The sequence below is a fragment of the Aporhodopirellula aestuarii genome (assembly GCF_023701485.1).
GTDB classification, from domain to species: Bacteria; Planctomycetota; Planctomycetia; order Pirellulales; family Pirellulaceae; genus Rhodopirellula; species Rhodopirellula aestuarii.
This window is the reverse complement of sequence record NZ_JAMQBK010000039.1, coordinates 366,856-379,761: the sequence shown is the minus strand read 5'-3', so window position 1 is coordinate 379,761 and position 12,906 is coordinate 366,856. Positions and strand designations below refer to the sequence as shown.

Below are 12,906 nucleotides of genomic sequence, written 5' to 3'. Positions count from 1 at the left end.
CTTTCCGTTACAAACGCCACCTAACCACCTCATTCAACCTCACACAATCTCTCACTCTACCGACGTACTTTCATGGGACGAATCACTTCCAGTCGCTCGCAACTTAAAGGCGATCCACGGCACCAGTCTTTGCTCGCCAGCAAATTCATCAACTGCCTCATGCTCGATGGCAAGAAAACGACCGCTCAGCGGGTGTTTTATGATGCACTCGAAGAAATCGGCAAGCGACACGAAGGCGAAGAAACTCCCTTTGAAGTGTTCGAGACCGCACTGGAAAACGTCAAGCCGTACATCGAAGTCCGCAGCAAGCGGGTCGGTGGTGCGAGCTACCAGGTGCCAATGCAGGTGAACAAATCACGTCAACAAAGCCTTGCGATCCGCTGGATCCTGGGTGCCGTTCGTGAGAAGAAGGGTCGCCCGATGCACCTCAAACTCGCCGACGAATTGTTGGCCGGTTTCAAGAAGGAAGGTGCCGCTTACACCCGCCGTGAGAACACTCACCGCATGGCCGACGCTAACAAGGCATTCGCCCACTTCGCGTGGTAAAAGCCTTGCTCTTCTCGAGTCGGTAAAATCGTCGCTCCGATCTTCGGAGCGTCTGAACCGCCTATCCGAAGAAGTCAAAACACATCACAATTACTCGCGATTCGGTCGCTTCCGAATCGCGATTTTTTTTTGCGCACCTCCGGCCCCTGCCACACGCCGCTCGCCTACCAGTTCCTTGATTAACACCTATGGCCGCCGACATATCCAAGATCCGTAACATTGGCATCATCGCCCATATCGATGCCGGAAAAACGACAGTCACCGAAAGGATGCTGTATCTCAGTGGCGAGAAGCATCGCGTCGGCCGCGTTGACCATGGAACGACAGACACCGACGACGACCCCGAAGAACAGGATCGGGGGATCACGATTTTCAGCGCCTGCGTCAAGTACAAATGGGGCGAGTACAACGTCAACCTGCTCGACACCCCTGGCCACGTCGACTTCACCGCGGAAGTCGAACGCTGCCTCCGCGTCCTCGACGGCGCCGTGGTCGTCTTCTCGGCCCGGGAAGGCGTCGAAGCACAAAGCGAAACGGTCTGGCGACAGGCCGACCGATACGAAGTCCCTCGAATCGTCTTCATCAACAAGATGGACCGAGAGGGCGCCAGTTTTGACGACGTCTTCAATGACATCGGCCCGCGTCTGGGTGGACGCCCCGTTGCGGTCGAAATCCCGGTCGGACAAGGCCCAACCCACGTCAGCGACCCATTCCGCGGTGTGATCGACTTGGTCAACATGAAGTTCCTTCAGTTCGATCCCGAAACGGAAGGCAAGACGATCACAGAAATCGAGCTGCCCGAAGAACTCGCCGACGACGCCGCGTTCTGGCGAGAGCAGTTGATGGAAGTCGTTTACGAGCTTAGCGAGGAGGCGATGACACTCGCCCTGGAAGAAAAGGAAGTCCCGCGTGAGATGATTCTTGCTGCCCTTCGCAAAGGTTGCATCGAACGAACCATCCAACCGGTGTTCTGCGGCTCGGCACTGCACGGAATCGGTGTCCAACCGCTGATGACCGGCGTTGGCAACTTCCTCCCAAGCCCCCTCGACCGCCCACCTGTCGTCGGTATCACCCCGGGGAAAGAGGACAAACAGCAAACGAGAAAGCCGGACGTCAAAGAGCCATTCTGCGGGTTGGTTTTCAAGATCCTGCCCGCCAAGACGGGTGACAACTACTGGATCCGCGTCTACAGCGGCAAACTCGATCAGAACTCGCGTGTGTTCTGCCCAAACAGGGACAAAAAAGAGAATGTCGCCCAGATCTGGCAAATCCACGCAACCAAAAAAGACCGCGACGGACAGAGCGACTCGGTTGTCGCCGGCGACATCTGCTGCGTGATCGGGCCCCGATTCGCCATCACCGGAGACACCCTTTGCGACACCAAAGCTCCGATCGAACTGCCTAGCATTAAGTTCGCCGAAACCGTCCTTTCCATGGCGATCGAACCCGAGAGCACGGCGGACCGAAAGAAACTCGAAGAAACGCTGAACATGCTCCGTCGGCAAGACCCCACGTTCCGCGCGGTCGAGAACGAAGAGATCGGACAGACGATTATCAGCGGCATGGGAGAACTTCACCTCGAAGTGATCCAGCACCGATTGACTCGCGATTTCAACCTCAACGTCAAGTTCTACAAACCGCGAGTTAACTACCGCGAAACGATCAGCGGAACGGCGGACGTCGTGGGTCAGTGCAACCGCGTTGTTGGGGCGACACAAATGTTCGCGAGATTGAAAACACGAGTGATGCCAACCGAAGATCCCTCGGCACCGGTCGTTGTATTCGATCGATTGCCACCGGATTGCGGTTTGCCCAATGCCGTCCGAACCGCCGCGATTGAGGAGATGCGTGAGCGCGCCGTTGGCGGCGGCATGATCGCTGGATTCCCGCTCTCGGGCGTTCGCTTCGAAGTCTACGACGCCGAGGTGCACGACGAAGGCAGCGACGAAGTGGCGTTCCGGATCGCGGCGGGAGATGCGTTTGAATCGGGCCTCGAGGCTGCCGGACCGGTCTTGCTCGAACCAATCATGCGGGTCGAGGTAACGACGCCAGATGATTACATGGGCGAGATCGTTGGTGACCTTCAGCAACGCCGCGCTATCATCGCGTCAACCGAATCGCGAGGAGCAATGACGGTCATCACCGCTCACGCACCGCTCAAAGAAATGTTCGGGTACAGCAGCGCCATCCGCAGCCTCAGCCAAGGCCGAGCGGGCAGCAGCATGGAACCTTACGGCTACCAAGTGGCACCCAAAGAAGACGCCGAGAGCTTTCAGTTCTAACGATCGAGCGGGAAACGGCAAACCGATTTGGTGGTGGGACTCCGCGGAATTCCGTATCCCGAGGAGCCCTCGCAAAGCTTCTTGCGCCACCGCGTTTCCGCTTGGCCGGAATGAAGCCAGAGGTCTCGGAATCACACGTATCAAAACGCGGACCTCTCGGTAGTTCTTAGATGGAGCTTTGTTGAATAAGATAATAGGCTCTTGAGACGTCGATACGTTCGCCAGAACGTGGCCCACCGTCTGGCGACGGTGGCTACGGCAAACCATACAAATGCTGCAAATGTGAAAGGCGACGCTGGGGCGAAGCGGGGCGAAGCCAATTGATGGGCGACGCGGATTAAGCGAGGCAGCTACGGACCGCGTCGAGCACCGCTTGCTTGACTTGATCGGGATCCATCCCATCGGTTTGAATCACGATGGCATCGTCGGCTGCCCGCAACCGGCCAACCTCTCGCAACTGATCCTCTTGGTCTCGCTGATTTTGTGCGGCGAGCACTTCGTCCAAACTGACGGCTCGCCCCGCCGCGGCAAGCTGCAACTGACGCCTCCGGGCCCGCTCTTCTGGTGACGCGGTCAGAAAAATTTTACAGTCTGCGTCAGGGAACACCTCGGTGCCTTGATCGCGTCCCTCGGTGACGATGTCCCGCCCCCTGGCGATGCGACGTTGCTGCTCGGTCAAGCAACCGCGGATCTCTGACGGATCGGCAACGAACCGGATGTTGGACGTGACCGCCGGCGTTCGAATCTCCTCAGAGACATCCTGTCCATCGAGGTCAATCCGATCATCATTCCAAGTCAATTCAGCGTCGGTGGCAAACGCAACGAGCGCCTCGACATCATCGAGCGGCACACCTGCTCGCATTGCTCCGAACGTGATCGCCCGGTACATCGCACCGGTGTCCAAGAATGCGAAACCGAGCTCCTCTGCGACATCACGAGCGATACTACTTTTGCCCGCTCCGGCAGGCCCATCAATGGTCACGATCATGCGGGTGCGATGCTATTTCTCAGTAGGTTTGGGCTTGCGATGCTGCGGGAGCGCCCGCCGGATTTGATCCAGTGACTGCTCGATCATCGTCTTGGACTCGGACCGGTCACCCCCAAGTCCGCCCCTCGAATCTGCGGACGAACCGGAGCCATATCGAATTCGGTAAAACAATTGCGTCAAGACATCGGTCGGACTCCTGAGCCCATCTGCGGGGAGACTCGCCGTCAGCTCCGCAGGGGTCTGCCCAGGGCTCCGAGCATAACCGGCTTGCTCGAGCAATTCGAGAGCCTCGGCATAGAACGGGATCGACGGCCGCGCGGCCCGCTGAGCTTGCGTCGCTCGCCGCCTCCGTCCATACAAATTGGGAAACTGCAGCTTGACAAAGATGACCGCTGCAAAGCCGATCGCGATCGCAATAATCGCCCCGTTCGTCGAAAACAGTTTTCCTCCGCCGATCCCCTGTACCTCGCCAGCGTTGATCTTCAACGCGAGTGATTTCGCTTGCTCAATCCAAGTTCGGTAGGAGTTTGTCATCGGCGCGAACGCGGGAGTCGACAACAACGTGGTCTCCTGGGTGGCAGGATCCATTTCGATGATGTAGTCGGTCCAGAGGTTCTGAGCTAAATCCGCAAGCTGTCGACCGCCACCGATATTGCCGTCATCGATAACTCCCCCTCCTCCCGGCGTTGGATCCAAACGGAGCCAATACCGTCGCGATCGAGGCTGCCCGTATACGTTCTGCCCGAACGGGAGATCTTTGGCGTCGATTAACGCCTCCACCCAAGCATGCGCGTGGCTTTGACGCACAATGAAATACTGCCCGAGTTCACTAAATTCGTCGCAGTGGTACCCCACCACTAATCTGGCAGGGATCCCTTGACTGCGAAGCATCATCGCCAACGCTGAGGCAAAATATTGACAATGTCCACGGCGATCGATACTCAAGAACTGCTCGATCGGGTCCATCCCCAAAATCGGCTGGATGCCGCCATCCAACGTATACTCATAATGAGAGTTGAGCTGAAGATCGCGTTCGAGCTGCCTCGCAATTTCAACGGGCGTACGTTTCTTCGCCGGAATTTTGCTGATGATTTCATCTGAGATCTGACGCGCCGACGGCATGATCTGCTCTGAGTACTGGAGCAACCGATCAAGATATTCGAGCTGATTGGCGACCAAAACCTCCGCGTCGGGTGCGTCCAAGTCCTCGTCCTTCATGATGCTTTGTCGTCCCGCGGCGGCGAGCGGATCGATCGGCGAGAGCGACAAGTCATGAATCCACGCCGACTGCACCCCGTCTCGAAACGCTTGCGTGCCGAAGAAGTATTCCTTTCTAGGAAATCTCCCGCCCCCATTCGTCGAAGGTTGTTTTTCTAGCCGCGTGATGCACCATTGGTTAGGAAGATTGACGACCCCCTCGCTGCCGATGATTCGGTGATAGGGTGCAACCGCGAACAGGTCGGGAGTCCGCATGGATTCGCAGTGCACCTCCACGTGGACACGATCGAAAAACATCTGATCGCTCGTCCGATTGGGGACGTAACGGACCGGCAAAGCCTGCGTGGGCCCGGCGAGTGCGACGGGGACGGTCTGCCATGTCCCACCCCCATCGGCGACTTCTCTATCGGCAACGTATTGTTCGAGCGTCCGACCACGGAGATAAATCCCGCCCACCACCGAATACGGCTGGTTCTTATCGGGTTCAACAAACTTGACCCGCAACGCCCGCTGTTTGCTCATTTGCATCCGACCGATCTGCCCGAGCTGAACGCTTCCGCTGAAACCAACGAGTGCCTCGGTGGACGCCCCCCGCCGCGCATCGATGCGTCTCGGTAACGCGAAAAAGATCGTTGCCGCAATCACCGTCACCGCTGGCACGAGCAAGATCACACTGGTCCACGGCAGCCCCAGAGCGACTCTCGTGATCGAACGTGTCGCGGCCCCATTGTCCAACGCATACAACCTCTGCGTCCGCCCGTCCGTCGTCACCGGAGTATTCGCCGCTTTGCCCACGTCAACGGCGCGTGTCGCGGTCTCGTCGGCAGCGAGGAACGCAAGCGCGAGCCCCGTCATGATCGTCAGCGGTATAAACCAGATCGCGTAGTTAAAGGCATCATTAAACACGGCGGCAACGACACAGTTCAACAATGCAAAAATCAGCAACTGCTCAAACAGCCGGTGCGTCTTTTCCTGCAGCATCAGAATCGCCTGCGCAACCGCGAGAAGCTGCGCGACGGCGACCATCTTCCGCCCCAATTGATCGGAATCTTGCATGAATTCCGCGACGCATACGAACGCGGTCAACGCCATGGCGGCATATGCCACCAAAGACGGAAGGGCAAACAGCTTCTGCCAATCGACGCAAATAAAACCGATCAGCGAAAACGTAACGATGATGATAGACAGCGACTCGGTATCCGATGCGGTGCCTAACAACATCCCCCCGAGCCCGGTGACCAACGCGAACGCGAACTTCGTCCGGAGTCGTAGCGGAGTATCCGGCTGGTGCCACGGCACAGCCTCGTGGGCGGCTCCACCGCGATCGGACTGCGACGCATTTGCTGGTGATACTGCTGCGCTCATATCAAAGGCTCTCCGATGCGACCCATTGATTGACATCTTTGCTCGAGACGTCGATCCAATTCACTTGGCTGCGAGCTTTCCAACGTCGCAGCGACAGAGCTGTGGCCGCGTCAGCGGCAGCCGCACGTGTTTGCGATCTCGAGCTAATGACAACGAGATCGGGCAAACGGGTCGCCGCATTGGACGCCTTGACCAAGGCGTCGGCAAATGGAACCTGCGAACTCGGATTCATCCGAGCCAACGCCTGTAGCATTCGTTTCCGACCAAGCAGCGACGCACCGCTGGCAACGACTCCGACCTCTTGGCCGGCAACCACTAACAGCACTCGATTTTCGCTACCGTGGGTGAGCTCCACGACGACAGTCGCCGCCAAACTGATCGCCCTCTCGACGTGCTCGTCAACCGCGTAACCCAGCGACGCGCGGTCCTCGGCCTCCCGCTTGGATGCGGCGGATTTGGGAGCGAGCGATTTGATTCGGTCCCGCAGTGTCGACGAACTGGATTGCCGCAGACTGTCACTCGTGTTCGTCTCCGCGTGCGGTGACCAAGCATCGATCAACAGACATAAATCGAATCGTTTCTGCTGTTCAAATTGCCTCACGGCCGGTTCGCCCAAGCGGGCCGTCGTCCGCCAATGGATATGCCGTGGACTGTCCCCATGGCGATATTCTCGCAATCCAAAAAACACGTCGTTGGAAGGCCCTTGACGATGCACCGTGGTCGAAACGTTCCCGATGCGGCTGGGCAACATTCGCTGCCAGGAACGCTGCAGACGATACAGTCGCGGATAAACGTCAACGTAATCCTGTTCACGGATGGATTCTCGATACGCCGTCGACAACGCGAGTGGGGCCAGCGTCGACGCCGTCCATCGGCCAAACCGATACCTGCCACGGTGGTGCGCAACGAGATCAAAATACGCGCTGGTAGTCTGACCTGGCATCAGCAGACCGACGCCCGTGAGCGTCTGCAGACCGCTCGGGGATGCTTTTGCTGGTCGCTTGGACGGCGGCAAAAGGTCATCGTCGGAACGTCGCATCTTTTCTAGAATATCGACCAGGCTGATCAACCAGATCGGCATCAGACGATGCTCGTTATGGATTTGGTAACGGACCCGCATCGGCTTACCGGCAAACGCTTCGGCGGGCATCCGCCGGTCGACCCGCAGCGAGTTAATCATCGAACGGCTGATCCGCCACTGCACCATCACCCCCCCCAGCGTGATCGCCGCGACGACCACCAGCAAGTTGAGCCCATTGAGCGACCCTCCCAGGATGCCAAAGACGCCAATCAGCATCACTTGGACGCCCAGTCGGGTCATACGGTGGCGGGTACTGCGTCGTTCCATGAATGAGTTTGCTATATCCGCCCCACGCCCAGATCGCGGCGTGTGAGATTGAGGGTCAATGGTAAACTATACGGGCACTGCAATCGGCTCGATCAAATCCGCCAACTGCTGCTCAACAACCGTACGACTGCCGCCTTGGAAAATGCCTTCGGGCAGGACTCGGTGAGCGAGTGCGGGAACGGCGAGTAATTTGAGGTCATCGGGAACGACATAATCACGGCCACGCAACAGGGCGAGCGATTGGCAGCCACGATAGAAGCTGATCGCTCCCCGCGTGCTCACCCCCACCTGGAACGCCTCGTGTTGGCGCGTGGCAGCGACAATGTCCAACAGGTATCCGGTGAGCGAATCATCAAACCGGACCCGACCAACCTCTTCTTGCACCGAAATGATTTCGGCGGGTGAGACGACGCTTTCCAACCAATTGACCGGCTCGCCGGCCTGGTGAGTTTGGAGAACCTGGCGTTCGATTTCTCGAACCGGGTATCCGATCGATGTTCGCAACAAGAAACGGTCGAGCTGACTCTCAGGCAACGCGTACGTGCCCTCGTATTCGAACGGGTTTTGCGTCGCGATCACGATAAATGGCTTTGGCAGTTCGTGAGTCACCCCGTCCACCGTCACCTGCCCCTCGCTCATTGCCTCGAGCAATGCGGATTGGGTCCGAGGTGGGGCTCGGTTGATCTCGTCAGCCAAAACAACGTTGGCGAAAATCGGCCCAGGCGAGAACTCGAACTCGCCCGTTGCCGAGCGATAAATCATGCTGCCTGTGATATCGCTCGGCAGCAAGTCGGGTGTGAATTGAAGACGTGAAAACTGCGCGTCCAGACTATGGGCAAGAGCCTTTGCGGCCAACGTTTTTCCGACCCCTGGCACGTCCTCCAGCAGAACGTGTTCGCCCGCCATTGTGGCCAGAATCAGCAAATCGATGAGCTCGTCTTTACCGAGGACAACCTTCGCGATGTTGTCGCGGAGCAGTTTGCAAATATCAAATGCGCTGCGCTGGGCCATGAATAACTTTTTGAAGCGAGGCAGAATGTAGAAGGAAAAGGCATGGATTTTCGTATCACCATGCTAGTGCGTTGACGAGCATCTTTCCATCGGGCGATGGCTAGCGAGTGACACTTCTCATCCACGTCTCCAAGATTAACAGATTCCACAAGCGGTATCCGTGATTTTGCTCGCCACTTTCGTGGGCAGTCACTAACTCTTCGATCGACTCGGGGCGGAAGAAACGGTGAATGCAAGCGTCTTTCGCCATCATGGTGTCATGCACTAATGGCCGAAATTCGTTACGAAACCAACTTCCAATAGGGATTCCAAAGCCCATCTTCGGTCGCGTGAAAATATTCGGCGGAATGCGGTCACCGAATGCGTCTTGCAGCAACAATTTTCCTCGCCTGCCACGAAATTTGTACCGCACCGGCAAAGTCGCGGCGAACTCGACCACCCGATAGTCCAACATCGGTTGGCGCACCTCAAGCCCGTGAGCCATGGACGCAATGTCCACCTTGGTCATTAAATCACAAGGCAAATACGATAGCACGTCCGAACTGGATGCCCGTGTGACCAAATCTCGCCCCTCGCTCCGATCCCAAACAGACTCCAAAAACGCAAACGGATCCTCGTCCGGCAATTGCCCGACGAATTCGTCTGTGTACATCGACGCACGTAAGGACTCCGGGAAAATCTGCAACCAATTCAGATAGCGGCGTACCGCAGGTTGGCCGATCGCTTCGAGAAACCGCTTCCCTCGTCGGATCAAACTACGCCGCCTATTCGAATCCGGGAGTTTCTGTATCAGTCCGATCCCCGGCATCGCATGGATCGGAAACATGCGTTGAATCTTTTGACTCAGCCACAAGGCACGGTAGCGTTCGTAACCGGCGAATAACTCGTCGCCGCCGTCTCCGGACAACGCGACCGTCACGCTCTGCCGCGTCAGTTCGGACAGATACCACGTCGGAACGGCAGATGAATCACCAAACGGTTCGTCGTAATGCCAAACCAATTTTTCAAGAATCCCGATCGCATCGGGCGTGACCTCAAACCGCGTATGATCCGTTTTGAGATGTTCGGCCACCTGAGCGGCGAAGGTGGTTTCATCAAAATCCGCAATCGGAAACCCGATACTAAATGTCCGCAGTGGCTTGTCAGTATGATCTCCCGCCAGCGCAGTGATGAGCGACGAATCGATACCGCCTGACAAAAACGACCCCAACGGCACATCACTCCGCATTCGCAGTCGCACCGAATCGCTCAGTAATTCACGCAGTCGATCGACCGCGTCGCCATGACTGATTTCGACCTCAACGGACGGGTCGTAGTTCCAATACCGTTCAACCCGAAACCCTTGACTGTCGAGAACGGCGAAATGTCCCGGCGGTAACTTGTGCACGCCTTTCCAAATCGTGCCGGGATGCGGGATGTATTGATAAGTTAAAAACTCATCAATCGCCGCCGGTTCGATCTCCTCACAAATGCCGGGCACGCAAGCCAATGACTTCAGTTCGCTACCGAAAACCAAGCGACCATTCTTGAATGCGTAATGAAGCGGTTTTTGACCGATCCGATCTCGCGCGAGCACCAAGCGATTCTTCGTTGCGTCCCAGATCGCGATCGCAAACATGCCGTTGAGTTGCGAAAAACAATCCGTGCCGATGTCTTCATAGAGGTGCAAAATCGATTCGCCATCACCCTGCGTCGCGAACCGATGGCCGGCTCCCTCAAGCCGCCGACGAAGGTCGAGATAGTTATAAATCTCGCCATTGAAAACCATCCGCACGCGGCCGTCTTCGTTGGGCATCGGCTGCCGAGCACCTTCGACATCGATAATCGACAATCGCCGAAACCCCAATGCGACTCCCATCGGATTCCCGCGAGCATCACGATGGTCGGGATCGGTCCAGATCTGAGCGTCGTCCGGCCCACGATGCGAGACAACATCGGTCATTCGGCCGATCAGCGTATCGTCCACACGCTGATCTTCCCGCATCCAAACCGAACCAGTGATTCCACACATAGGCGCCAAACAAACCGAAAATAACGAAGTGAAAGCAAACTCGTCGACCGGGCTAGTATCGTCGACGACGACGAATGAAAACAGCCCGGACTGAAATGCACCCAATCCTAGTGAGCGGTACGCAGGCACCCGGCAGTCGACAGGTTCCAATCCATCGTCTCCTCGCTCGATGAATTCGATTTCCTTCCCCCGGTTCCTCCGATGCGTAGAATCTCACCGGAAAGCGAACATGGCTCCACCAGCCTACACGGAAAGGATTACGTGCTATGCGTTACCAGGCATTACGGCGGCAGAACCGGTCCCTTCGTATCGAGACGCTCGAAGGTCGGCGGTTGCTCGCCGCCGACGGATGGGACTGCCAATCGGCAGCGAGTGAATCCAACTCAGACAACATGGAGACTTCTCAAGCGGAGGTGTCCATCGCGGCGTCAACAAATTTGCTTTCCGCAAAAGACGCTGGATCGACTCGTGACACCGCCAGGAACATCGGTGCGATTGATGGTGAGCGATCGTTTCTCGGCCGACTCGGCTGGCACGACCAAAGTGACGTGGTTCAATTTTCGCTCCAACGCAGCGGCGACGTTCAAATCACCCTCTCGCAACTGAACCGCAACGCAAACCTGTTCCTGATCGATTCGACCGGGAACTTGATCGGCCGCTCGACCAATCCCGGCCGGCAAAACGACGTCATCAACATCTCACTCGATGCCGGCGATTATTGGCTCGCGGTCACTTCCACGTCGCTCTATACGACGCAGTATCTGCTGACGTTTGCGGCTGAGTTGCGTCCCGAGTCCTCTCCCACAACGCCAGACTCTCAACTCACGGGTGATCCGAACCGCGTTTCCCCACTGCCAGATGTCGCTTACTTCGGTGGAACGCGTGAGTGGAACGTCAACGCCATCGGAGCCCCCGAAGCCTGGGCGGCGGGATACACCGGACGCGACGTCATCGTTTCCGTAGTCGATACCGGCGTCGATTTGGATCACCCCGACCTCGTTTCCAATCTGTTCGTGAACCCGGGAGAAATTGCAGGCAACGGAATCGACGACGAGCAGAACGGTTTCGTTGATGACGTGAGCGGTTTTGATTTCGCGGACAACGACAACATTCCCGACGATGTCAGCGGCCATGGCACGCACGTTGCCGGTACGATCGGAGCGGCGAACGACGGCATCGGTGCAACCGGAATCGCCCCTGACGTGACGATCCTACCCGTGCGCGTCCTGGGTGCTGACGGCACAGGCACCGTTGGCGACGTCGCCGCTGGGATCCGCTACGCGGCTAGTTTGGGCGCCGACATCATCAACTTAAGCCTCGGTGGCGGATACAGCCGCTCCATCGATGCGGCGATTCAGTACGCCCGCTCACTCGGATCACTCGTCGTCGCCGCGGCAGGCAATGAGTCGGCCATCGTCCCAGGTTATCCCGCTCGTTTTAGCGCCAACCACGACAACGTGATTTCCGTCGGAGCCTACACGTCCTCAGGCGCGATCGCCGGATTCAGCAACAACGTGGGTAACAGCGGCGCGGTCCAGGTGGATGCCCCTGGGGTTGGCATCTTCAGCACTTACGTCGGCGGTGGCTACGCGACCTTGTCAGGCACCAGCATGGCGAGCCCCCATATCGCGGGCCTAGCGGCATTAACGCTATCGAGCAATCCAGACCTAACCAGCAGCGAGCTTCGCAACCTGCTGGCATCCGGAACGGTCGGGCGTGCCTTCGGCTCCGACGCGATCGGTTTAGCGGACGCCACCACCACGGTCGCTTACGCGGCGGCAGGCTTCACCGCCTCACCACAAACACCTGAATTGCAGTCGTCTGATTCACCATCCGAACCAACCAATTCATCGGTGCGACGAACGTCCCTAATCGATGTCGCGTTCCTGGAATGGGAATCACCCGCCGACGAACGCACCGATGTCTTGCCGGTCACTCACATCGAATCCCTTGAAACCACGCCGGTTCATGTCAAAGGGCAAAACGCAACGTCAAACTCAACCCGCTGGAGGAACCTGCACGACGATTTCCTCACCGATTATGAAAACGATGAGTTGGATTCGAAAGAACATTCAACCGACGACCGGCTGCAACTGCTTGCCTAACAGCCTGATGCAAAATGCACGATCGCAAGCTG

General features: G+C 57.5%; 8 protein-coding genes. 3 read left to right on the top strand and 5 right to left on the bottom strand.

Going from position 1 to position 12,906, the window contains the following annotated elements:
- Window positions 1-72 precede the first annotated feature (72 nt).
- The gene (gene rpsG, locus NB063_RS15605; protein ID WP_250929662.1) at window positions 73-546 is read left to right on the top strand and encodes a 30S ribosomal protein S7; all 474 of its coding nucleotides are present in this window, start codon (window positions 73-75) and stop codon (window positions 544-546) included.
- Between the two features lie 188 nt (window positions 547-734).
- Entirely contained in the window at window positions 735-2,828 is a 2,094-nt protein-coding gene (fusA, locus tag NB063_RS15600) for an elongation factor G (RefSeq protein WP_250929661.1), read from the top strand.
- Window positions 2,829-3,165: 337 nt separating this feature from the next.
- On the opposite strand, the gene cmk is transcribed toward fusA, so the two are convergent.
- The 5 genes from cmk to asnB all read right to left on the bottom strand — a co-directional run bounded on the left by cmk (window position 3,166) and on the right by asnB (window position 10,769).
- Window positions 3,166-3,816: a (d)CMP kinase gene (gene cmk, locus NB063_RS15595; protein WP_250929660.1), complete on the bottom strand. Its 651-nt coding sequence runs from the start codon at window positions 3,814-3,816 to the stop codon at window positions 3,166-3,168.
- 12 nt (window positions 3,817-3,828) lie between these two features.
- On the bottom strand, window positions 3,829-6,399 hold the full coding sequence (locus tag NB063_RS15590) for a transglutaminase TgpA family protein (protein ID WP_250929659.1): 2,571 nt from the start codon (window positions 6,397-6,399) through the stop codon (window positions 3,829-3,831).
- Between the two features lies 1 nt (window position 6,400).
- The gene (locus tag NB063_RS15585) at window positions 6,401-7,747 is read right to left on the bottom strand and encodes a DUF58 domain-containing protein (protein WP_250929658.1); all 1,347 of its coding nucleotides are present in this window, start codon (window positions 7,745-7,747) and stop codon (window positions 6,401-6,403) included.
- A gap of 66 nt (window positions 7,748-7,813) precedes the next feature.
- Window positions 7,814-8,758: an AAA family ATPase gene (locus tag NB063_RS15580; RefSeq protein ID WP_250929657.1), complete on the bottom strand. Its 945-nt coding sequence runs from the start codon at window positions 8,756-8,758 to the stop codon at window positions 7,814-7,816.
- A gap of 100 nt (window positions 8,759-8,858) precedes the next feature.
- Complete coding sequence (gene asnB / locus NB063_RS15575) at window positions 8,859-10,769, bottom strand: asparagine synthase (glutamine-hydrolyzing) (protein WP_250929656.1); 1,911 nt, start codon at window positions 10,767-10,769, stop codon at window positions 8,859-8,861.
- 266 nt (window positions 10,770-11,035) lie between these two features.
- Between asnB and NB063_RS15570 the strand changes: the two genes are divergently transcribed.
- Window positions 11,036-12,874, top strand: a complete 1,839-nt coding sequence (locus NB063_RS15570) for a S8 family peptidase (protein ID WP_250929655.1) — start codon at window positions 11,036-11,038, stop codon at window positions 12,872-12,874.
- The last annotated feature ends 32 nt before the right edge of the window (window positions 12,875-12,906 follow it).

What these genes read in the sequence shown, in the direction of transcription:
- NB063_RS15590 (WP_250929659.1), bottom strand. Translation starts at nt 6,399, where the DNA reads ATGAGCGCAGCAGTATCACCAGCAAATGCGTCGCAGTCCGATCGCGGT.
- cmk (WP_250929660.1), bottom strand. Translation starts at nt 3,816, where the DNA reads ATGATCGTGACCATTGATGGGCCTGCCGGAGCGGGCAAAAGTAGTATC.
- fusA (WP_250929661.1), top strand. Translation starts at nt 735, where the DNA reads ATGGCCGCCGACATATCCAAGATCCGTAACATTGGCATCATCGCCCAT.
- rpsG (WP_250929662.1), top strand. Translation starts at nt 73, where the DNA reads ATGGGACGAATCACTTCCAGTCGCTCGCAACTTAAAGGCGATCCACGG.
- asnB (WP_250929656.1), bottom strand. Translation starts at nt 10,769, where the DNA reads ATGTGTGGAATCACTGGTTCGGTTTGGATGCGGGAAGATCAGCGTGTG.
- NB063_RS15570 (WP_250929655.1), top strand. Translation starts at nt 11,036, where the DNA reads ATGCGTTACCAGGCATTACGGCGGCAGAACCGGTCCCTTCGTATCGAG.
- NB063_RS15585 (WP_250929658.1), bottom strand. Translation starts at nt 7,747, where the DNA reads ATGGAACGACGCAGTACCCGCCACCGTATGACCCGACTGGGCGTCCAA.
- NB063_RS15580 (WP_250929657.1), bottom strand. Translation starts at nt 8,758, where the DNA reads ATGGCCCAGCGCAGCGCATTTGATATTTGCAAACTGCTCCGCGACAAC.